Consider the following 21,763-nt stretch of genomic DNA (forward strand, 5'->3'; position numbering starts at 1 on the left):
CTGCAACAATGGCCCCGTGACCCGCGCTTCCCTGAACAAGCAGCCGCACGAAGTCGCCTCGATGTTCGACGACGTGGCGGAACGGTACGACCTGACGAACGACGTGCTCTCGCTCGGCCAGGACCGGGTGTGGCGCAGAGAGGTCGCCAAGGCCGTCGACGCCCGGCCCGCGCAGAAGGTCCTGGACCTGGCCGCCGGCACGGCCACGTCCTCGCTGCCCTTCGCCCGCACGGGCGCGTACGTCGTCCCCTGCGACTTCTCCCTCGGCATGCTCCAGGTCGGCAAGCGCAAGCACACCTGGCTGCCGTTCACCGCGGGCGACGCGACGAAGCTGCCCTTCAAGGACGACACCTTCGACGCCGTCACCATCTCCTTCGGGCTGCGCAACGTGCAGGACACCGACTCGGCCCTGCGCGAGATGTACCGGGTGACCAAGCCCGGCGGCCGGGTCGTGATCTGCGAGTTCTCGCACCCGACCTGGGCGCCCTTCCGCACCGTGTACACCGAGTACCTGATGCGTGCCCTGCCGCCGGTCGCGCGCGCGGTGTCGTCCAACCCGGACGCCTACGTCTACCTCGCCGAGTCCATCCGCGCCTGGCCCGACCAGCCCGCGCTGGCCGAGCGCCTGCAGAAGGCCGGCTGGTCGAAGGTGGCCTGGCGGAACCTGAGCGGTGGGATCGTGGCGCTGCACCGGGGCTTCAAGGCGAGCGCTCAGTAGGGCGAGCTGAACCCGGCCACGGCGAAGGGATCTCCCGGCTCGTCCAGTTCGCGCTGCATACCGCCGCCGCCCGGGCGCGGTATGCGGGGCTCGTGCACGCCCGCGCCGCCGCCGCCCTCGCCCTCGCCGAAGTCGAACCACACGGTGACCACGGCCCCGCGCGGCACCGCGACGCCGGGTGGTGGGTATTGCCGTACGACGTACTCCACGACCGTGCGACGGAAGTCGGGCCGGTCGGGAGCGGCGAGGAGAACGCCGTCCGTCTCGGCCGCCTCGCGCGCGTCGACGGCCATCAGGCCGACCAGCTTCGGCACCCGCACCTCGGGCGAATTGGGTGTTATACGCACAGATGTCACCCCCAGCGGTACTGGCAGGGTAACCCGGCCGCGTACCGCCCGGAAGCGCGAAGTGGCATTCTGTGACAGTCGGTTACTGTCCGTTATCAGCGACCGTCTCCAGGTCGAGCCGGTAGCAGTGCCCTTCCCGCTCCGACGTCGGCGTCCGGAACACCTCGGCGAGGCGCATGCCCAGCCGCCGGGTGACCGCGACGGACCGGAGGTTGCGTGCGTCGACCATGGCGACCACGCTCGGCACTCCCGCCGCACGCAGCCGCTCCAGCGTCATCCGCGCGGCCGCGGTGGCGTATCCCCGGCCCCACTGCTCGCGCCCGAGCCGCCAGCCGATCTCGATCTCGCCCGTCGGCCCCCAGGTCCGCTCCCACGGCTGGGCGCCCGTGAAGCCGATGACCTGCCCGGACTCGTCGAGCATGGTCCACAGGCAGTACCCGCGCTCGGCGTCGTGCCGGCGCTGGCGGGCGGTGAGCTCCTCGTAGACGGACAGCTCCGCGGGCTTGCCGCCGTGGAACTCCATGACGTCCGGGTGGGCGAAGGTCCGGTGCCAGGCCACGGCGTCCTCGTCGGTGGGGACACGCAGCCGTACTACGGGGAGAGCTCGGTTCACTGGGCAGCCCTTCAGCCGGGTGATCAATTCTGCTGAATAGACTGCCCATGTCCAGTGCCCGTCGGCACGCAGATTCCGAACTTGGGGAGATCCCGCCGTGACCGAGCCCCTCTCCGAAAACACCGCCGATGTGATCGTCGTCGGCGCGGGGCCAGCCGGCTCCACCACCGCCTACCACCTCGCCAAGGCCGGGCTCGACGTACTCCTGCTGGAGAAGACCGAGTTCCCGCGCGAGAAGGTCTGCGGCGACGGACTCACCCCGCGCGCCACCAAGCAGCTCGTCGCCATGGGCATCGACATCTCGGAGGAGGCCGGCTGGCTGCGCAACAAGGGCCTGCGCATCATCGGCGGCGGCGTCCGCCTCCAGCTCGACTGGCCGGATCTCGCCTCCTTCCCGGACTACGGCCTCGTCCGCAAGCGCGACGACTTCGACGAGCAGCTCGCGCGCCAGGCGCAGAAGGCGGGCGCGCGGCTGTACGAACGCTGCAACGTGGGCGCGCCCATCCTCGACGACCGCACCGGCCGCATCACCGGCGTGCACGCCAAGCTCGGTGACACCGGGGAGAAGCGGGAGGTCACCTTCCATGCGCCGCTCGTCGTCGCCGCCGACGGCAACTCGACCCGGCTCTCGCTGGCGATGGGCCTGCACCGCCGCGAGGACCGCCCGATGGGCGTCGCGGTCCGTACGTACTTCACCTCGCCGCGCCACGAGGACGACTACCTGGAGTCCTGGCTGGAACTGTGGGACCGGCGCGGGGCCGAAGACCGGCTGCTGCCCGGCTACGGCTGGATCTTCGGCATGGGCGACGGCACCTCGAACGTCGGCCTCGGCGTCCTCAACACCTCGGAGTCCTTCAAGGAACTCGACTGGCGCGAGGTCCTGAAGGCCTGGTGCGCGTCGATGCCGGAGGACTGGGGCTACACGCCGGACAACATGACCGGCCCCATCCGCGGTGCCGCGCTCCCCATGGCCTTCAACCGCCAACCGCACTACACCAAGGGGCTGCTCCTGGTCGGCGACGCCGGCGGCCTGGTCAACCCCTTCAACGGCGAGGGCATCGCCTACGCCATGGAGTCCGGCCAGATCGCCGCCGACGTCATCGTCCAGGCGCAGGCCCGCTCGACTCCCGCGGGGCGCGAACTGGCCCTGCAGCGCTACCCGCGGATCCTCAAGGACACCTACGGCGGCTACTACACGCTGGGCCGCGCCTTCGTGAAGCTCATCGGCAACCCGAAGGTCATGAAGATCGCGGCCCAGCGCGGCCTGACGCACCCGCTGCTCATGAAGTTCACGCTGAAGATGCTCGCGAACCTCACCGACCCGACGGGCGGCGACGCCATGGACCGCATCATCAACGGTCTGAGCAAGGTGGCGCCGAAGGCGTGACGAGGGCGTGACGAGGGCCTGCCGAGGGTTTACCCGCCGGTGGGCAGAGCGCTGAGGCGGGGTGCGACTACCCGCCGAGCGCCTCGATGTTGGCGGCCCGGCGGGCGAAGACCTCGTCGCGCCGGTCCGCCACCTGCCGCAGCGCGTCCTTCCGCTCCCGCTCGGTCAGCCGGTCGAGATACACGTGCCCGTTCACATGGTCGGTCTCGTGCGCCAGGCAGCGGGCGAAGTACCCCGTGCCCTCGATGGCGAGCGGCTCGCCGCCCTTGTCGAGCCCGCGCACGACGGCCAGGTCCGGACGCGGTACGTCCATCACGGCGCCGGGCACCGACAGGCACCCCTCGTTCTCGTCGAGCAGCCGGCGTCCGGCCGGGTCGAGCGGCTCCAGCACCGGGTTGACGATGTGCCCGACATGCCGGACACCGTCGTCGTCCGGGCAGTCGTAGACGAACAGCCGCAGATCGACGCCGACCTGGTTCGCGGCAAGTCCCGCGCCGTCGGCGACGTACATCGTCAGGAACATGTCGGCGATGAGCGCGGCGAGATCGGGACCGAACTCGGTCACGTCCCGGCACGGCTTGTGCAGAACCTCCTCACCCACCTCGGTGATACGCCGGACCGACCCGCGCCGGGCCTCGGGAGAGAGCGGGGGGTACGAGTCGACGGGCTTCCCCTGGACGAAAACGCTGGGCATGACTGTGCTCCTGTCTTGTGCGGAAGCACATGACATCAGAACAGGCACAGCGGCCCCAGGAGCAGACCGGCCGGACCGGCCAGACCGGCTCGGCGTCGCCTTCGCGCTCGGAGGCACCTGAGACGCGTCGACGAGGTGGGCTTCGAGCCGGAAGGGGCCGCTGCCCCCGAGCGGCTGCGGCCCCTTCCGTACGGTCGTGCGTCAGAGCACCCGCACCGCTCCGGTGGGCGGGTCGTAGGACATCGGCTTCTCGGCGACGCCCGTGGACGGGTTCTGCGCGCCGACGAACATGCCGTCGCCGACGTAGACCGCCACGTGGTATGCGCTGCCCGCGCTGCCCCAGTACAGGATGTCGCCCGGCTGCAGGTTGTCGAGCGAGACCTGGGTGCCGGCGGTCGACTGGTCCTGCGAGACGCGCGGCAGGCTGACGCCGATCTGGTTGAAGGCGGCCTGGACGAGGCCGGAGCAGTCCCACGAGTTGGGGCCGGTGCCGCCGGAGACGTAGGCGTCGCCGACCTGCGCCTTGACGAAGGCGATGACCGCGGCGGCCGAACCGGTGGCCGTGGACGTGCTGGTGGACGTGCTGGCGCTCGCCGAGGCGGACAGGGTGGCCCGCTCGGTGGTGCGGGACGCGCGCTCGGCAGCGGCCTTGCGAGCGGCCTCCTCGGCGGCCTTCTTCTTGGCCTCGGCCTTCTTCTTCGCCTCCGCGAGGTCCGCCTTGGCCTGCTTCGCGGCCTTTGCGGCGGCCGCGTCACGCTCGGCCTGCAGCTGGTAGTTCGCCGCCGCCTGCTGCGTGGCGTCGGCGGACTCGGCGACCTGCGTGGCCAGGTCGGCCGTCAGGGTGGGCAGTTCGAGCGTCTGCGTCACCGGTTCGGCAGCGTTCGCCGAACCTGACGCCCCGGCCACTGCCAGGGTGCTGAGAACGCCACCGGCAACTCCGGCCCGCATCGCGATTTTCGACGCGCTGCGGCGGGGTTTCCGGTGGCTGCGTATGTGAGCGGTGTGGGACATGAGAACAACCGGTATCAGGGGCTCCTCCATACCTTCAAGAAACGTGTGGTGCGCCACAGTTGTTCAATCGACCCCCTGAACACCTGGCGTGGGGTTCTTTATTGACGCCGTAACGGACATTGCGGGCGTGGGTCATCAAGCCCGTGATCACGCTCTTTCGCTGTTACGTCCGAATTGCCCGCCACCTACCACTGGTTGGGACAGGTGGCCAACCCCGCTTCTCGGGTGCTTCTCATGGATGTGGTGGAGGTCACGCAACGGTTACGAGTGTGGGTGCGTCCGGTGTGCGGAATCCGTCGGCCCGGACTCGTGAATGTGTGCACGTGTCCACATCGCGCATCGCGGCTCCCCCTGATGTGTGAACGCGGTCCTCTACCAAGGTGCATCGTCCAGCACCAATTTGCATGCAAGGGAAGTCTCTTGATATTGAGACTCACCGTTCGACCTGCGCCGACGAGCGGAAATGTCACCTCTCGTGATCACTCGGACGCTTCTCGTACGAAGATCGACGCTCATCCGACTTCATGATCCTTCATCAGGTGGTGGAGATCACAAAGCTTGTGCAATACCCCGTGTCGCAGATCACAGAGCGGCAGGCATAGGATGCGAGGCAGTTGGGCTTGTGACCTGCTTCACATGTTCGCGATCTTCGCCGGGATGAGCGTGGCTCGTGGGACCTGTGGGGCACAGCGAGCCTGATGTGCCATCGCCAGCAGTCAGTGCCGACTGAGAGGAGCGAGGAGCGGTGAACGCGTATGCGCCCATCCTCGTACTGGGAGCCCTCGGGGCAGGCTTTGCGATCTTCTCCGTGGTCATGGCCACGCTGATCGGTCCGAAGCGGTACAACCGCGCCAAGCTCGAGGCCTACGAGTGCGGAATCGAGCCGACCCCCACGCCGGCCGGCGGCGGGCGCTTCCCCATCAAGTACTACCTGACGGCGATGCTCTTCATCGTCTTCGACATCGAGATCGTCTTCCTCTACCCCTGGGCCGTCACCTTCGACGCCCTGGGTGTTTTCGGGCTCGTGGAGATGCTGCTCTTCGTGCTCACCGTCTTTGTCGCGTACGCGTACGTATGGCGGCGCGGCGGCCTGGAATGGGACTGAGGGGCCTTTAGACATGGGACTCGAAGAAAAGCTGCCGAGCGGCTTCCTGCTGACCACCGTCGAGCAGGCCGCGGGCTGGGTGCGCAAGTCGTCCGTCTTCCCTGCCACCTTCGGCCTCGCCTGCTGTGCCATCGAGATGATGACCACCGGCGCCGGCCGTTACGACCTGGCGCGCTTCGGCATGGAGGTCTTCCGCGGCTCGCCGCGCCAGGCCGACCTGATGATCGTCGCCGGCCGGGTCAGCCAGAAGATGGCGCCGGTGCTCCGGCAGGTCTACGACCAGATGCCGAACCCGAAGTGGGTGATCTCCATGGGGGTCTGCGCCTCCTCGGGCGGCATGTTCAACAACTACGCCATCGTCCAGGGCGTCGACCACATCGTCCCGGTCGACATCTATCTGCCCGGCTGCCCGCCACGGCCCGAGATGCTGATGGACGCCATCCTCAAGCTCCACCAGAAGATCCAGTCCTCCAAGCTCGGCGTGAACGCCGAGGAGGCGGCCCGTGAGGCGGAGGAAGCGGCGCTCAAGGCCCTGCCGACGATCGAGATGAAGGGGCTGCTGCGGTGAGCGACGCGAACGGCACCAACGGGGCGTCGAACGGGGTGAACCCCGAAAAGGACCTCGGCGCCTCCAACCTCCCCGGTCGGCGCGGCGAGGGCGGCGAGGAGATCCGCGTCCAGCGCGGCATGTTCGGCGCCAACAACGGCGGCGACACCTCCGGCTACGGCGGCCTGGTCCGCTCGGTCCGGCTCCCGGGCCCGGCCGGCCGCCCCTACGGCGGCTGGTTCGACGAGGTCGCCGACGAACTCGAGGGCGCGCTGGAGGAGCAGGGTCTCCTCCCCGGCAACGCGATCGAGAAGACGGTCGTCGACCGCGGCGAACTCACCTTCCACATCGAACGCGAGCACCTGCTGCGTGTCGCCGGCACCCTGCGCGACGACCCGGCCCTTCGCTTCGAACTGTGCACCGGCGTGAGCGGGGTCCACTACCCGCACGACAAGGGCCGCGAGCTGCACGCCGTCTACCACCTGCGCTCGATCACCCACAACCGGCTGATCCGCCTCGAAGTCAGCGCTCCGGACACCGACCGGCACATCCCGTCACTGGTCTCCGTCTATCCGACCAACGACTGGCACGAGCGTGAGACCTACGACTTCTTCGGCATCGTCTTCGACGGTCACCCGGCCCTGACGCGGATCATGATGCCGGACGACTGGCAGGGCCACCCGCAGCGCAAGGACTACCCCCTCGGCGGCATCCCCGTCGAGTACAAGGGCGCCCAGATCCCGGCTCCGGACCAGCGGAGGTCGTACTCGTGAGCACTTCGCATGCCTCCCCCCGGGAGACCACCGAGGGCACCGTATACACGGTCACCGGCGGCGACTGGGACGAGGTCGTCCAGTCCGCGGCCCGCGCCGACGACGAGCGCATCGTCGTCAACATGGGCCCCCAGCACCCCTCCACGCACGGTGTGCTCCGCCTCATCCTGGAGATCGACGGCGAGACGGTCACCGAGGCCCGCTGCGGCATCGGCTACCTCCACACCGGCATCGAGAAGAACACCGAGTTCCGCACGTGGACGCAGGGCACCACGTTCGTGACGCGCATGGACTACCTGACGAGCTTCTTCAACGAGACCGCCTACTGTCTCGCCGTCGAGAGGCTCCTCGGCATCGAGGACCAGATCCCCGACCGCGCCACCCTCATCCGGGTGCTCCTGATGGAGCTGAACCGGCTGTCCTCGCACCTGGTGTGCATCGCCACCGGCGGCATGGAACTCGGCGCCACCACGATCATGATCTACGGATTCCGTGATCGTGAAATGATTCTCGACATCTACGAGCTCATCACGGGCCTCCGGATGAACCACGCGTACATCCGCCCCGGCGGACTCGCCCAGGACCTGCCGCCCGGCGCGGTGGACCACATCCGCGAGTTCGTGAAGAAGATGAAGAAGAACCTCCCGGAGTACGACAAGCTCGCCACCGGGAACCCCATCTTCAAGGCCCGTATGCAGGACGTCGGCTATCTCGACCTGGCCGGCTGCATGGCCCTCGGCGCCACCGGCCCGATCCTGCGCTCCACCGGCCTGCCGCACGACCTGCGCAAGGCGCAGCCGTACTGCGGTTACGAGACGTTCGACTTCGACATCCCCACCGCCGACACCTGCGACTCCTACGGCCGCTTCCTGATCCGGCTGGAGGAGATGCGCCAGTCCCTCAGGATCGTCGAGCAGTGCCTGGACCGGCTGCAGCCCGGCCCGGTCATGGTCGCCGACAAGAAGATCGCCTGGCCCGCCCAGCTCGCCCTGGGACCGGACGGCCTCGGCAACTCCCTCGACCACATCAAGAAGATCATGGGCACCTCCATGGAGGCCCTGATCCACCACTTCAAGCTGGTCACCGAGGGCTTCCGGGTCCCGCCGGGACAGGCGTACGCGGCCGTCGAGTCGCCCAAGGGCGAGCTCGGGGTGCACGCCGTTTCCGACGGAGGCACCCGCCCCTACCGGGTCCACTTCCGGGACCCGTCCTTCACCAACCTGCAGGCCATGGCGGCGATGTGCGAGGGCGGCCAGGTCGCCGACGTCATCGTCGCCGTCGCGTCCATCGACCCCGTGATGGGAGGCGTCGACCGGTGACCACCTCTTCTTCGGAGCGGGGCGTCAGCCTGGGCATGCCCGAGCTGCCCGCGCCCGCGTACCCGGACGACGTCCGAGCAAGGCTGGAGACGGACGCGCGCGAGATCATCGCCCGCTACCCGGACTCCCGGTCCGCTCTCCTGCCGTTGCTGCATCTCGTGCAGTCGGAGGAGGGCCATGTCACGCGCACCGGGATGAAGTTCTGCGCGGACGTGCTGAACCTGACCACGGCCGAGGTCACCGCGGTCGCGACCTTCTACAGCATGTACCGGCGCCGGCCGAGCGGTGACTACCAGGTCGGCGTCTGCACCAACACGCTGTGCGCGGTGATGGGCGGCGACGCGATCTTCGAGTCCCTCCAGGAGCACCTGGGCGTCGGCAACGGCGGGACCACCGAGGACGGCAAGGTCACCCTGGAGCACATCGAGTGCAACGCGGCCTGCGACTTCGCGCCCGTCGTGATGGTCAACTGGGAGTTCTTCGACAACCAGACCCCGGCGAGCGCCAAGCGCCTCGTCGACGACCTGATCGAGGGGCGACCGGTCGAGCCCACGCGCGGGGCGCCGCTGTGCACCTTCAAGGAGACCGCCCGGATCCTGGCCGGCTTCCCCGACGAGCGGCCCGGGGCCGTCGAGGCGAGCGGCGGAGCGGGACCCGCTTCGCTGGTGGGCCTTCGCCTGGCAAGGGGAGAGGCCGCACCCGCGCGCGTGGTCCATCCGCGCGACGGCGGACCGCACGACGAGCCGCAGGACAAGGCGGTGCACCAGCCGTCACCGACGGAGCACTTGAGCTCGCACGACGCGCCGCAGGACACGTCGGCCTCCGACCCGGCCCACCCGGCAGGGCCTACCGCCGAGGAGGGGGAGTGATGACCTTGGCACCCGAGATCAAAGACACCAGCCCCGAGAAGCTGCTCGCACCCGTGCTGTCGGCCTTCTGGGACGAGGACAAGTCCTGGTCGCTGGACGTCTACCGAAGGCACGATGGGTACGAGGGACTTCGCAAGGCGCTGGCCATGTCGCCGGACGACCTGATCGCGTACGTCAAGGACTCCGGTCTGCGCGGCCGCGGCGGTGCGGGATTCCCCACGGGAATGAAATGGCAGTTCATTCCCCAGGGAGATGGAAAGCCGCACTATCTAGTTGTCAACGCCGACGAGTCGGAGCCGGGAACCTGCAAGGACATCCCGCTCCTCTTCGCGAACCCGCACAGCCTCATCGAGGGCATTGTCATCGCGTGTTACGCCATCAGGTCTTCGCATGCCTTCATCTATCTGCGTGGTGAAGTCGTCCCTGTATTGCGGCGGTTGCACGAGGCCGTGCGTGAGGCCTACGCGGCGGGCTACCTGGGCGAGAACATCCTGGGCAGCGGGCTCGACCTCCAACTCACCGTGCACGCGGGCGCCGGCGCGTACATCTGCGGTGAGGAGACCGCACTGCTCGACTCGCTCGAAGGCCGCCGGGGTCAACCGCGGCTCCGTCCCCCTTTCCCTGCTGTCGCGGGCCTCTATGCGTGCCCGACTGTTGTGAACAACGTCGAGTCGATCGCCTCGGTTCCCGCGATTCTGAACAGGGGCAAGGAATGGTTCAGGTCGATGGGCAGCGAGAAGTCTCCGGGCTTCACGCTCTACTCGCTCAGCGGCCATGTCACCAGTCCCGGTCAGTACGAGGCCCCGCTCGGCATCACCCTCCGTCAGCTCCTCGAGATGAGCGGCGGCATGCGGGCCGGGCACCGGCTCAAGTTCTGGACGCCCGGCGGGTCCTCGACGCCGATGTTCACCGAGGAACACCTCGACGTCCCTCTTGACTACGAAGGAGTGGGCGCCGCGGGTTCCATGCTCGGCACAAAAGCCCTGCAGTGCTTCGACGAGACGACCTGCGTCGTGCGAGCCGTGACCCGCTGGACCGAGTTCTACGCCCACGAGTCCTGTGGCAAGTGCACGCCGTGCCGCGAAGGCACGTACTGGCTCGTGCAGTTGCTGCGTGACATCGAGGCCGGCAAGGGCGTCATGTCCGACCTCGACAAGCTGAACGACATCGCCGACAACATCAACGGCAAGTCCTTCTGCGCCCTCGGCGACGGCGCCGCCTCGCCGATCTTCTCCTCGCTCAAGTACTTCCGCGAGGAGTACGAGCAGCACATCACGGGCCGCGGCTGCCCCTTCGACCCGGCCAAGTCGACGGCCTGGGCCGACCGCACGGAGGTGAACGCATGACTGTGACCACCAACGCTCCCGCAGGTGGGGGAGAGGCGGCGGTCCCGCCGGAGGACCTCGTGTCGCTGACGATCGACGGCGTGGAGATCAGCGTGCCCAAGGGCACCCTGGTCATCCGGGCCGCCGAGCAGCTCGGCATCGAGATCCCCCGGTTCTGCGACCACCCGCTCCTCGACCCGGCCGGCGCCTGCCGCCAGTGCATCGTCGAGGTCGAGGGCCAGCGCAAGCCCATGGCGTCCTGCACCATCACCTGCACCGACGGGATGGTGGTGAAGACGCACCTCACCTCGCCGGTCGCGGAGAAGGCACAGCACGGTGTGATGGAGCTGCTCCTCATCAACCATCCGCTGGACTGCCCGGTCTGCGACAAGGGCGGCGAGTGCCCCCTGCAGAACCAGGCCATGTCGCACGGCCAGGCCGAGTCCCGCTTCGAGGGAAAGAAGCGGACCTACGAGAAGCCCGTGCCGATCTCCACCCAGGTGCTGCTCGACCGCGAGCGCTGCGTGCTGTGCGCCCGCTGCACCCGGTTCTCCAACCAGGTCGCGGGCGACCCGATGATCGAGCTGATCGAGCGCGGCGCGCTCCAGCAGGTCGGCACCGGTGAGGGCGACCCCTTCGAGTCCTACTTCTCCGGCAACACCATCCAGATCTGCCCCGTCGGCGCGCTGACCTCGGCGGCGTACCGATTCCGCTCCCGCCCCTTCGACCTCGTCTCCTCGCCGTCGGTCTGCGAGCACTGCTCCGGCGGCTGCGCGACACGCACCGACCACCGGCGCGGCAAGGTCATGAGGCGGCTCGCGGCCGACGACCCCGAGGTCAACGAGGAGTGGATCTGCGACAAGGGCCGGTTCGCGTTCCGGTACGCGCAGCAGCGGGACCGGCTCCAGCACCCGCTGGTGCGCAACGCCGAGGGTGACCTCGTCCCGGCCTCCTGGCCGGAGGCGCTGCAGATCGCCGCTCAGGGGCTGCTCGCCTCACGGGGCCGGACCGGTGTCCTGACCGGCGGCCGGCTCACCATCGAGGACGCCTACGCGTACAGCAAGTTCGCGCGCGTGGCGCTCGACACCAACGACATCGACTTCCGCGCGCGCGTGCACAGCGGCGAGGAGGCCGACTTCCTGGCCGCCCGGGTCGCCGGACGCGGACGGGACCTCGACGGTACGGGCGTCACCTACACCGCTCTGGAGAAGGCGCCCGCCGTTCTGCTGGTCGGGTTCGAGGCCGAGGAGGAGGCGCCCGGCGTCTTCCTCCGGCTGCGCAAGGCCTGGCGCAAGCACGGGCAGAAGGTGTTCTCCCTCGCCACGCACGCGACGCGCGGCCTGGAGAAGGCGGGCGGCACGCTGCTGCCCGCCGCTCCCGGCACCGAGACCGAGTGGCTGGACGCGCTCGCGAGCGGGGCCGGCCTGGAGGACGACGGTGCGAGGGCCTCGGAGGCGCTGCGCACCGAGGGCGCGGTGATCGCCGTGGGCGAGCGGCTGGCCGCCGTGGCGGGCGGACTGACCGCCGCCGTACGGGCCGCCTCCGCGACCGGTGCCCAGCTGGTGTGGATCCCGCGCCGGTCCGGCGAGCGCGGTGCCCTCGAGGCGGGCGCGCTGCCCACGCTGCTGCCGGGCGGGCGTCCGGCCACCGACCCGCGCGCGCGGGACGAGGTCGCCGCGGCCTGGGGCCTGGCCGAACTCCCGCACCGCTACGGGCGCGACACCGGCCAGATCGTCGAGGCCGCCGCGGGCGGTGAGCTCCAGGCGCTGGTGGTCGCGGGCGTCGAGGTCGCCGATCTGCCCGCCCCGGCCCGCGCGCGTGAGGCGCTGCGCGAGGTCGGCTTCCTGGTGTCGCTGGAACTGCGGCCCAGCGAGGTCACCGAACTCGCGGACGTGGTCCTGCCGGTGGCGGCGGTCGCCGAGAAGGCCGGCACGTTCCTCAACTGGGAGGGCCGGGTCCGTTTCTTCGAGGCCGCGCTCAAGCCCGACCACATGACCCGGCGCCTCGCGCCCACCGACGCGCGCGTGCTGCAGATGCTGGCCGACGCCATGGACGTACACCTGGGTCTGCCGGACCTGCGAACGGTGCGCGCGGAGCTGGACCGGCTCGGGGCCTGGGACGGCCCCCGGGCCACCGAACCCTTGGAGACCGCCGCGCAGTTGCCGCGGCCTGCCGCCGGGGAGGCCGTACTGGCCGGCCACCGGCTGCTGCTCGACCAGGGCGTCCTCCAGGAGGGCGACGAGGCGCTCGCCGGGACGCGGCACGCGGTCCACGCGCGTGTGTCGCCCGCCACGGCCGCCGAGGCGGGTGTGAAGGACGGCGATCTGCTCGCGGTGACCGGAACCGCCGGGACGGCCGCATTCCCGCTCCGCGTCGCCGAGATGCCCGACCGGGTGGTCTGGCTCCCGCTGAACTCCTCGGGCGGCGGCGTCGCCTCCGACACCGGGGCGCTGCCCGGCTCACTCGTCCGCATCGGTCCGGCGAAGCTCGCCGCCGAAGCCCCCCAGGAGGTGGAGGCATGAGCCCGTACCTCGCCGCTGAAGACCTCTCGATGTTCGGCACCGACCCCTGGTGGCTGGTCGTCGTCAAGGCGGTGTTCTGCTTCGCCTTCCTGATGCTGACCGTGCTGTTCTCCATCGTGTGGGAGCGCAAGGTCGTCGCCTGGATGCAGCTGCGCATCGGCCCCAACCGGCACGGCCCCTGGGGCATGCTCCAGTCGCTCGCCGACGGCATGAAGCTGATGCTCAAGGAAGACGTCATCGTCAAGCGCGCGGACAAGGTGGTCTACGTCCTCGCGCCGATCGTCGCGGCCATCCCGGCCTTCATGGCGATCGCGGTGATCCCCTTCGGCCCGGCCGGCAACGAGGTCTCGATCTTCGGGCACCGCACCGCGATGCAGCTCACCGACCTGCCGATCGCGATGCTCTACATCCTCGCGGTCGCCTCGGTCGGCATCTACGGCATCGTCCTCGCGGGCTGGAGCTCCGGATCCACCTACCCGCTCCTCGGCGGCCTGCGTTCCTGCGCGCAGATGATCTCGTACGAGATCGCCATGGGTGCCGCGTTCGCCTCGGTGTTCCTCTACTCGGGCTCGATGTCGACGTCGACGATCGTCGAGCAGCAGCAGGACCGCTGGTACATCGTCCTGCTGCCGGTCTCCTTCCTGATCTACATCGTGACGATGGTGGGCGAGACCAACCGCGCCCCCTTCGACATGCCGGAGTCCGAGGGCGACCTGGTGGGCGGCTTCAACACCGAGTACTCGTCGATCAAGTTCGCGATGTTCATGCTCGCCGAATACGTGAACATGGTGACGGTCTCGGCCGTGTCGGTGACGCTCTTCCTTGGCGGCTGGCGGGCCCCGTGGCCGGTCAGCACCTTCTGGGAGGGCGCGAACCACGGCTGGTGGCCGATGCTCTGGTTCGTGATCAAGGTGCAGTTGCTGCTGTTCTTCTTCATCTGGCTGCGCGGCACGCTCCCCCGCGTCCGCTACGACCAGCTGATGAAGCTCGGCTGGAAGGTCCTCATCCCGGTCTCGCTGGTCTGGCTGATGCTCGTGGCCACCGTGCGGACCCTCAGGAACGAGAACTACGACTTCGCCGACATCGCCCTCTACATCGGCGGCGGCGTCCTCGTCCTGCTGCTGCTCTCCTTCGTCGTCGACATGTTCCGCGAGAAGGCGAAGGAGGCCGAGCGGCAAGTCGAGGAACCCGTCGGCTTCGACCCGATGGCGGGCGGGTTCCCCGTACCTCCGCTGCCGGGGCAGGAACTTCTGCCGGTGCCGCGGCGCCGCTCGCACCGCGAGCGGGAGTTGATTGTCAGTGGTGGACCGGATACTGCGAGTGACGGATCTTCGGATGGAAAGGAGGCGTCCGATGGCTGAGGAGCCGAAGGAGACCAAACCCGGTTTCCAGAACCCCGTGGCCGGCTTCGGTGTGACCTTCAAGGCCATGTTCAAGAAGCGGCTGACCGAGCAGTACCCGGAGCAGCAGAAGACCACTGCCCCCCGGTTCCACGGACGGCACCAGCTCAACCGCCATCCGGACGGACTGGAGAAGTGCGTCGGCTGCGAACTGTGCGCCTGGGCCTGTCCCGCCGACGCCATCTATGTGGAGGGCGCCGACAACACGGACGAGGAGCGCTACTCGCCGGGCGAGCGGTACGGCCGCGTCTACCAGATCAACTACGCCCGCTGCATCCTGTGCGGTCTGTGCATCGAGGCGTGCCCCACGCGCGCGCTCACGATGACGAACGAGTTCGAGCTCGCCGACTCCAGCCGCGCCAACCTCATCTACACCAAGGAGCAGCTGCTCGCCGGCCTGGAAGAGGGCATGGTCGACAGCCCGCACTCCATCTTCCCGGGGACGGAGGAGCAGGACTACTACCGGGGATTGGTGACGGAGGCCGCGCCCGGCACGGTGCAGCAGGTCGCCGTCTCCAAGGGAGAGGTTCCGCAGGCCGCCGCGTCGACCGGCGAGGACGAGCCGACGTCGGAGAAGGTGATCGGCCGATGAGCGCGCAACTCGCCGCCTACTCCACCTCCACGGGTGAGGCCTTCCAGTTCTGGGTCCTCGGGACCGTCGCCGTGATCGGCGCCCTGTGCACCGTCTTCATGAAGCGGGCCGTGCACAGCGCGCTCTGTCTCGCCGGAACCATGATCATCCTGGCGGTGTTCTACCTCGCCAACGGGGCCTACTTCCTGGGCGTCGTGCAGATCGTCGTCTACACCGGCGCGATCATGATGCTGTTCCTGTTCGTGGTGATGCTCGTCGGCGTCACCGCGGCGGACTCCCTGAAGGAGACCATCAAGGGCCAGCGCTGGCTGGCCCTGATGTGCGGGCTCGGCTTCGGGGTCCTGCTGTTCGCGGGCATCGGGAACGCCTCTCTGAACGAGTTCAACGGCCTCGCGCAGGCGAACGCGGGCGGCAACGTGGAGGGCCTGGCGGCCCTCATCTTCACGAAGTACGTCTTCGCCTTCGAGATCACCGGCGCCCTGCTGATCACGGCCGCCGTCGGCGCCATGGTGCTCACCCACCGCGAGCGCACCGAACGGGCCAAGACCCAGCGCGAGCTGTCCGAGGAGCGCGTCCGCGAGGGCAAGCACCTGCCGCCGCTGCCGGCGCCCGGTGTGTACGCCCGGCACAACGCCGTGGACATCGCGGGCCTGCTGCCCGACGGCACCCCGTCCGACCTCACCGTCAGCAAGACGCTGCGGGAACGCGGGCAGATCCGTGACGTCTCGCAGGAGGCGCTGAACGACCTGCGGGCCCTGGAACAGCGCGCCGAGGAGCGCCTGGAGCGCACCGCGGTCGAGTCGGCCAACCGCAAGCGGGCCGAGGAGGCGTCCAAGTGAACCCCGTCAACTACCTCTATCTCGCCGCCCTGTTGTTCACGATCGGCGCCACCGGCGTGCTGATCAGGCGCAACGCGATCGTCGTCTTCATGTGCGTCGAGTTGATGCTCAACGCCTGCAACCTCGCGTTCGTCGCCTTCTCCCGGATGCACGGCAATCTCGACGGCCAGATCATCGCCTTCTTCACGATGGTCGTCGCCGCCGCGGAGGTCGTGGTCGGGCTCGCGATCATCGTGTCGCTGTTCCGTTCCCGCCACTCGGCCTCGGTCGACGACGCCAGCCTGATGAAGCTGTAAGGGGTCGCTGAATCGTGGAGAACCTGATTGCGCTGCTCATCGCGGCGCCCCTGCTCGGAGCGGCGGTCCTGCTGTGCGGCGGCCGGCGACTGGACGCCGTCGGTCACTGGATCGGCACGGCCCTGGCCGCCGCGTCCTTCGTGTTCGGTGCGATCCTCTTCGTCGACCTGCTCGGCAAGGACGCCGACCACCGGACACTGACCCAGCACCTGTTCAGCTGGGTGCCGGTCGAGGGTTTCCAGGCGGACGTCGCCTTCCAGCTCGACCAGTTGTCGATGACGTTCGTCCTGTTGATCACCGGTGTCGGCTCGCTGATCCACCTGTACTCGGTCGGGTACATGGAGCACGACGAGCGGCGCCGCCGCTTCTTCGGCTACCTGAACCTGTTCCTCGCGGCGATGCTGCTGCTCGTCCTCGCCGACAACTACCTCCTGCTGTACGTCGGCTGGGAGGGCGTCGGTCTGGCGTCGTACCTGCTGATCGGCTTCTGGCAGCACAAGCCCAGCGCCGCCACCGCCGCGAAGAAGGCATTCCTGGTCAACCGCGTCGGTGACGTGGGCCTGTCGATCGCGATCATGCTGATGTTCACGACCTTCGGGACCTTCGCCTTCGGCCCGGTGCTCGGTACCCACGAGGAGCCCGGGCTCGTCGGTGACACCTCCGAGGCCACGCTCACCGGCATCGCCCTGATGCTGCTGCTCGCCGCCTGCGGCAAGTCCGCCCAGGTGCCGCTGCAGTCCTGGCTCGGGGACGCCATGGAGGGCCCGACCCCGGTCTCGGCCCTCATCCACGCCGCGACGATGGTGACCGCCGGCGTCTACCTGATCGTCCGCTCCGGGGCCATCTTCAACGCGGCGCCCGACGCGCAGCTGGTGGTCACCATCGTCGGTGCCGTCACGCTCCTGTTCGGCGCGATCGTCGGTTGCGCGAAGGACGACATCAAGAAGGCGCTGGCCGGCTCGACCATGTCGCAGATCGGCTACATGATCCTCGCCGCGGGCCTCGGCCCGATCGGCTACGTCTTCGCGATCATGCACCTGGTGACGCACGGCTTCTTCAAGGCCGGGCTGTTCCTCGGCGCCGGTTCGGTCATGCACGGCATGAACGACGAGGTCGACATGAGGAAGTACGGCGGCCTCAGGAAGTACATGCCGGTCACCTTCGTCACGTTCGGCCTCGGCTACCTCGCCATCATCGGCTTCCCGGGCCTGTCCGGCTTCTTCTCCAAGGACAAGATCATCGAAGCGGCCTTCGCCAAGGGCGGCACCGAGGGCTGGATCCTCGGCGGTTGTGCCCTGCTGGGCGCGGCCATCACGGCGTACTACATGACGCGCGTGATGCTGATGACGTTCTTCGGAGAAGAACGCTGGCGTCACGGCAAGACGGCGTCCCCGGCCGAGCCGAGCGTGGAGCCCGCCGCCGAGCACCGCGGCGAGCACGCGGAACCGCACCCGCACGAGTCGCCCAGGTCCATGACGATCCCCATGATCGTGCTGGCCTTCGGATCGGTGTTCGCGGGTGGCTTCTTCAGCATCGGTGACCGCTTCCTGCACTGGCTGGAGCCCGTCACCGGCCACGACCACGGACACTCGCCGGTCAGCGCGCTGACGGTCACCCTCGCCACGATGGTGGTGCTGGTCGTCGGCGTGGCGATCGCCTGGGCCCAGTACGGGCGCCGCCCGGTCCCGGTCCTCGCCCCGCGCGGGTCGCTGCTCACCCGGGCCGCCCGGCGCGACCTGCTTCAGGACGACTTCAACCACGTGGTCCTCGTGCGCGGCGGCGAGCACCTCACGCGCTCCCTGGTGTACGTCGACCACACCATGGTCGACGGCGTCGTCAACGGCACGGCGGCCTCGGTCGGCGGCCTCTCCGGACGGATGCGCAAGCTCCAGAACGGCTTCGCGCGGTCGTACGCGGTCTCGATGTTCGGCGGTGCGGCGCTCCTCGTCGCCGCGACCCTGCTGATGAGGGCGGTCTGATACCGATGTCCTTTCCCCTGCTGACAGCGACGGCGCTGCTACCGGCGATCGGGGCGATCGCCACGGCCGCCGTGCCCGCCGCACGGCGCACCGCCGCCAAGTGGCTGGCACTGTTCGTCTCGCTCGCCACACTCGCCCTCGCGATCACGGTCCTGGTGCGCTTCGACCCGGACGGCGACCGCTACCAACTCACCGAGTCCCACGCCTGGATCGCGGACTTCGGGGTCAGATACGAGCTGGGCGTGGACGGCATCGCGGTGGCGCTGATCGCGCTGACGGCGCTGCTGATGCCGTTCATCATCCTCGCGGGCTGGCACGACGCCGACCCGCTGGAGACCGGCAACAAGCGGTGGCGGCCCACTCAGGGCTTCTTCGCCCTGATCCTGGCCGTCGAGGCGATGGTGATCATCTCCTTCGAGGCCACCGACGTCTTCCTCTTCTACATCTTCTTCGAAGCCATGCTGATCCCGATGTACTTCCTCATCGGTGGCTTCGGAGACCGTGCCCACGCCGGCTCCGACGAGCACGCGGCGACCCAACGCTCGTACGCCGCAGTGAAGTTCCTCCTCTACAACCTGGTCGGCGGTCTGATCATGCTGGCCGCGGTGATCGGCCTGTACGTGGTCGCCGGGAACTTCAGCCTCCAGGAGATCGCCGAGGCGCGCGCCAACGGCTCGCTGGACATGGCGACCAACACCGAACGCTGGCTGTTCCTGGGCTTCTTCTTCGCCTTCGCGGTGAAGGCGCCCCTGTGGCCGCTGCACACCTGGCTGCCCAACGCGATGGGGGAGGCCACCGCCCCGGTCGCCGTCCTCATCACCGCGGTCGTCGACAAGGTCGGCACCTTCGCGATGCTCCGCTTCTGCCTCCAGCTGTTCCCGGAGGCGTCGAAGTGGGCGACGCCCGTCATCCTCGTCCTCGCCGTGATCAGCATCATCTACGGGGCGCTGCTCGCCGTCGGCCAGCGGGACATCAAGCGGCTGGTGGCGTACGCGTCGATCTCGCACTTCGGCTTCATCATCATGGGCATCTTCGCGATGACCAGTCAGGGCCAGTCGGGCGCGACGCTCTACATGGTCAACCACGGCATCTCGACCGCCGCGCTGATGCTGGTGGCCGGCTTCCTGATCTCGCGGCGCGGCTCGCGGCTCATCGCCGACTACGGCGGGGTGCAGAAGGTCGCTCCGGTGCTCGCCGGCACCTTCCTGATCGGCGGCCTGGCGACCCTGTCACTGCCGGGGCTCGCGCCGTTCGTGAGTGAGTTCCTCGTCCTGGTCGGCACGTTCGCGCGCTACCCGGTGATCGGGATCATCGCCACCTTCGGCATCGTGCTCGCCGCGCTCTACACCCTCGTCCTCTACCAGAGGACGATGACGGGCCCGGTGAAGCCCGAGGTCGCGGCGATGCCGGACCTCAGGGTGCGGGAGCTCGTGGTGGTCGCCCCGCTGGTCGTACTGCTGATCTTCCTTGGCGTCTATCCGAAGCCCCTCACCGACATCGTGAACCCGGCGGTCAAGCAGACCATGTCCGACGTGGACAAGAAGGACCCCCAGCCCGAGGTGGAGGCGGCCAAGTGAGCGCAACAGCCGTCCACAGCCTGTGGACAACCGCGGCCGAACCGATCACCAAGATCGACGCGCCGACGTTCGAATACGGACAACTGTCGCCCACCCTGATCGTCGTCGGCGCGGCGATCGTCGGGGTGCTGGTCGAGGCCTTCGTCCCGCGCAAGTCCCGCTACTACGCCCAGATGTTCGTGTCCGTCGTCGCGCTGGTCGCCGCCTTCGCCGCGGTCGTCGCGCTCGCCGCCGACGGATACGGCACGACCAAGGCGCGCATCGCGGCCATGGGCGCGATCGCCGTCGACGGACCGGCCCTCTTCCTTCAGGGCACGATCCTGCTGGCGGCCCTGGTCGGCCTGTTCACCTTCGCCGAGCGGCGGCTCGATCCTGAGGCGCACGGCAACCGCGTCGACTCCTTCGCGGCGCAGGCCGCCTCGGTGCCGGGCAGCGACAGTGAGAAGGCCGCGGTGAAGGCCGGGTTCACCACCACCGAGGTGTTCCCGCTGCTGCTGTTCGCCGTCGCCGGCATGCTGATCTTCCCGTCGGCCAACGACCTGCTGACGCTCTTCGTGGCCCTGGAAGTCTTCTCGCTCCCGCTGTACCTGCTGTGTGCCCTGGCCCGCCGCAAGCGGCTCCTGTCGCAGGAAGCCGCGGTCAAGTACTTCCTGCTCGGCGCGTTCGCCTCCGCGTTCACGCTGTTCGGCATCGCGCTGCTGTACGGCTACGCGGGCTCGATGTCGTACGCCACGATCGCGCAGGTCGTCGACGGCCAGATCCAGACCGTCAACCCGGCGCTCGCGGACACCATGGGCAACGACGCGCTGCTGCTCATCGGCGCCGCGATGCTCGTCATGGGCCTGCTGTTCAAGGTCGGCGCGGTGCCGTTCCACATGTGGACGCCCGACGTCTACCAGGGCGCGCCCACGCCGGTGACCGGGTTCATGGCCGCGGCGACCAAGGTGGCGGCCTTCGGCGCGCTGCTCCGGGTCCTGTACGTCATCCTGCCCGGACTGCGCTGGGACTGGCGGCCGGTCATGTGGGGCGTCGCGATCGTCACCATGCTCGGCGGTGCGATCGTCGCGATCACGCAGACCGACATCAAGCGCCTGCTGGCCTACTCGTCCATCGCGCACGCCGGATTCATCCTCGCGGGTGTCATCGCGACCACGCCGGACGGGGTGTCCTCGGTCCTCTTCTACCTGGCCGCGTACTCGTTCGTGACGATCGGCGCGTTCGCGGTGGTCACCCTCGTGCGGGACGCGGGCGGAGAGGCGACCCACCTGTCCAAGTGGGCCGGGCTCGGGCGCAGGTCACCTCTGGTGGCGGCCGTGTTCGCGGTGTTCCTGCTGGCCTTCGCGGGCATCCCGCTCACCTCCGGGTTCGCCGGGAAGTTCGCCGTGTTCAAGGCGGCAGCGGAGGGCGGCGCGGCCCCGCTGGTCGTGGTCGGTGTGATCTCGTCCGCGATCGCGGCCTTCTTCTACATCCGCGTCATCGTGCTGATGTTCTTCAGCGAGCCGCAGCCCGACGGCCCGACCGTGGCGGTGCCGTCGCTGTTGACGACGACCACGATCGGGTTCGGCGTGGCGGTCACACTGGTGCTCGGTGTGGCCCCGCAGTACTTCCTGGACCTGGCGAACCAGGCGGGAGTGTTCGTGCGCTGACCGCGCCAGGTGCCCTGACCTGCGGTGTTCGGGCGGTGGGCCCCGGTTTCCCTCGTGGGAGCCGGGGCCTGTGCTCGTTCGGTGCGGTCAGGTGGCCGTGGAGAAGGAGGGCTTCCCCGTCCCGCCCGCGCAGCTTGTCCCGGCCGTCGTGGGCGCGGTGTGACGCAGGCCATTGGGCTGAGTACGGAGTGTTGCCGAACCGGC

The 21,763-nt window shown here is 68.9% G+C and carries 20 protein-coding genes; 16 read left to right on the forward strand and 4 right to left on the reverse strand.

The genetic code is table 11. The annotated features are described in order from the left end of the window. The first annotated feature begins 16 nt into the window (after positions 1-16). Entirely contained in the window at positions 17-718 is a 702-nt protein-coding gene (locus ACFWWR_RS12645) for a demethylmenaquinone methyltransferase (protein WP_384303161.1), read from the forward strand. On the opposite strand, the gene ACFWWR_RS12650 is transcribed toward ACFWWR_RS12645, so the two are convergent. Continuing rightward, entirely contained in the window at positions 712-1,065 is a 354-nt protein-coding gene (locus ACFWWR_RS12650) for a PASTA domain-containing protein (RefSeq protein ID WP_383867708.1), read from the reverse strand. The two genes, ACFWWR_RS12645 and ACFWWR_RS12650, sit on opposite strands and share 7 nt — an antisense overlap. 82 nt (positions 1,066-1,147) lie before the next feature. Next, positions 1,148-1,705, reverse strand: coding sequence for a GNAT family N-acetyltransferase (locus ACFWWR_RS12655; RefSeq protein WP_383867706.1), 558 nt, complete (start codon positions 1,703-1,705; stop codon positions 1,148-1,150). Positions 1,706-1,775: 70 nt separating this feature from the next. Between ACFWWR_RS12655 and ACFWWR_RS12660 the strand changes: the two genes are divergently transcribed. Continuing rightward, complete coding sequence (locus ACFWWR_RS12660) at positions 1,776-3,065, forward strand: geranylgeranyl reductase family protein (RefSeq protein ID WP_383867704.1); 1,290 nt, start codon at positions 1,776-1,778, stop codon at positions 3,063-3,065. 67 nt (positions 3,066-3,132) lie between these two features. Here the strand turns inward: ACFWWR_RS12660 and def are convergent, their stop codons facing one another. Together def and ACFWWR_RS12670 are read right to left on the reverse strand one after the other, a co-directional pair. Continuing rightward, positions 3,133-3,759 (reverse strand): peptide deformylase, encoded by a 627-nt coding sequence (gene def, locus ACFWWR_RS12665; protein ID WP_384303163.1) that lies wholly within the window; start codon positions 3,757-3,759, stop codon positions 3,133-3,135. A 201-nt stretch (positions 3,760-3,960) separates the two neighbouring features. Then, entirely contained in the window at positions 3,961-4,770 is an 810-nt protein-coding gene (locus tag ACFWWR_RS12670; RefSeq protein ID WP_383867700.1) for a C40 family peptidase, read from the reverse strand. Between the two features lie 745 nt (positions 4,771-5,515). On the opposite strand from ACFWWR_RS12670, the gene ACFWWR_RS12675 reads away from it, so the two are divergent. The 14 genes from ACFWWR_RS12675 to nuoN are packed head-to-tail and all read left to right on the forward strand — an operon-like array spanning position 5,516 to position 21,559. Then, entirely contained in the window at positions 5,516-5,875 is a 360-nt protein-coding gene (locus tag ACFWWR_RS12675) for an NADH-quinone oxidoreductase subunit A (protein WP_007383963.1), read from the forward strand. A gap of 13 nt (positions 5,876-5,888) precedes the next feature. Next, the gene (locus ACFWWR_RS12680) at positions 5,889-6,443 is read left to right on the forward strand and encodes an NADH-quinone oxidoreductase subunit B family protein (protein WP_018528252.1); all 555 of its coding nucleotides are present in this window, start codon (positions 5,889-5,891) and stop codon (positions 6,441-6,443) included. Next, a complete protein-coding gene (locus tag ACFWWR_RS12685) occupies positions 6,440-7,195 on the forward strand; it encodes an NADH-quinone oxidoreductase subunit C (RefSeq protein ID WP_383867697.1) in 756 nt (251 codons plus the stop codon). The genes ACFWWR_RS12680 and ACFWWR_RS12685 overlap by 4 nt, the downstream gene beginning before the upstream one ends. Further along, positions 7,192-8,514, forward strand: a complete 1,323-nt coding sequence (locus ACFWWR_RS12690) for an NADH-quinone oxidoreductase subunit D (RefSeq protein WP_383867695.1) — start codon at positions 7,192-7,194, stop codon at positions 8,512-8,514. The genes ACFWWR_RS12685 and ACFWWR_RS12690 overlap by 4 nt, the downstream gene beginning before the upstream one ends. Next, the gene (gene nuoE / locus ACFWWR_RS12695; RefSeq protein WP_383867693.1) at positions 8,511-9,383 is read left to right on the forward strand and encodes an NADH-quinone oxidoreductase subunit NuoE; all 873 of its coding nucleotides are present in this window, start codon (positions 8,511-8,513) and stop codon (positions 9,381-9,383) included. Before ACFWWR_RS12690 ends, nuoE begins: the two co-directional genes overlap by 4 nt. Further along, on the forward strand, positions 9,380-10,729 hold the full coding sequence (nuoF, locus tag ACFWWR_RS12700; protein WP_383867691.1) for an NADH-quinone oxidoreductase subunit NuoF: 1,350 nt from the start codon (positions 9,380-9,382) through the stop codon (positions 10,727-10,729). The genes nuoE and nuoF overlap by 4 nt, the downstream gene beginning before the upstream one ends. Continuing rightward, entirely contained in the window at positions 10,726-13,230 is a 2,505-nt protein-coding gene (locus ACFWWR_RS12705; RefSeq protein ID WP_383867689.1) for an NADH-quinone oxidoreductase subunit G, read from the forward strand. The genes nuoF and ACFWWR_RS12705 overlap by 4 nt, the downstream gene beginning before the upstream one ends. Next, entirely contained in the window at positions 13,227-14,591 is a 1,365-nt protein-coding gene (nuoH, locus tag ACFWWR_RS12710) for an NADH-quinone oxidoreductase subunit NuoH (RefSeq protein ID WP_383867687.1), read from the forward strand. Before ACFWWR_RS12705 ends, nuoH begins: the two co-directional genes overlap by 4 nt. Continuing rightward, positions 14,584-15,222 (forward strand): NADH-quinone oxidoreductase subunit NuoI, encoded by a 639-nt coding sequence (gene nuoI, locus ACFWWR_RS12715; RefSeq protein WP_384303165.1) that lies wholly within the window; start codon positions 14,584-14,586, stop codon positions 15,220-15,222. The genes nuoH and nuoI overlap by 8 nt, the downstream gene beginning before the upstream one ends. After that, complete coding sequence (locus tag ACFWWR_RS12720; protein WP_384303167.1) at positions 15,219-16,061, forward strand: NADH-quinone oxidoreductase subunit J; 843 nt, start codon at positions 15,219-15,221, stop codon at positions 16,059-16,061. Before nuoI ends, ACFWWR_RS12720 begins: the two co-directional genes overlap by 4 nt. Continuing rightward, positions 16,058-16,357: an NADH-quinone oxidoreductase subunit NuoK gene (nuoK, locus tag ACFWWR_RS12725; protein ID WP_004927567.1), complete on the forward strand. Its 300-nt coding sequence runs from the start codon at positions 16,058-16,060 to the stop codon at positions 16,355-16,357. The genes ACFWWR_RS12720 and nuoK overlap by 4 nt, the downstream gene beginning before the upstream one ends. A gap of 14 nt (positions 16,358-16,371) precedes the next feature. Continuing rightward, positions 16,372-18,336 carry an NADH-quinone oxidoreductase subunit L gene (nuoL, locus tag ACFWWR_RS12730; protein ID WP_384303169.1) on the forward strand — a complete coding sequence of 655 codons (1,965 nt, stop codon included), beginning with the start codon at positions 16,372-16,374 and terminating at the stop codon, positions 18,334-18,336. 5 nt (positions 18,337-18,341) lie between these two features. Next, on the forward strand, positions 18,342-19,913 hold the full coding sequence (locus ACFWWR_RS12735; RefSeq protein ID WP_384303171.1) for an NADH-quinone oxidoreductase subunit M: 1,572 nt from the start codon (positions 18,342-18,344) through the stop codon (positions 19,911-19,913). Next, the gene (nuoN, locus tag ACFWWR_RS12740; RefSeq protein ID WP_383867676.1) at positions 19,910-21,559 is read left to right on the forward strand and encodes an NADH-quinone oxidoreductase subunit NuoN; all 1,650 of its coding nucleotides are present in this window, start codon (positions 19,910-19,912) and stop codon (positions 21,557-21,559) included. The genes ACFWWR_RS12735 and nuoN overlap by 4 nt, the downstream gene beginning before the upstream one ends. The last annotated feature ends 204 nt before the right edge of the window (positions 21,560-21,763 follow it).

The organism is Streptomyces sp. NPDC058678 (assembly GCF_042714835.1).
Classification (GTDB): domain Bacteria; phylum Actinomycetota; class Actinomycetes; order Streptomycetales; family Streptomycetaceae; genus Streptomyces.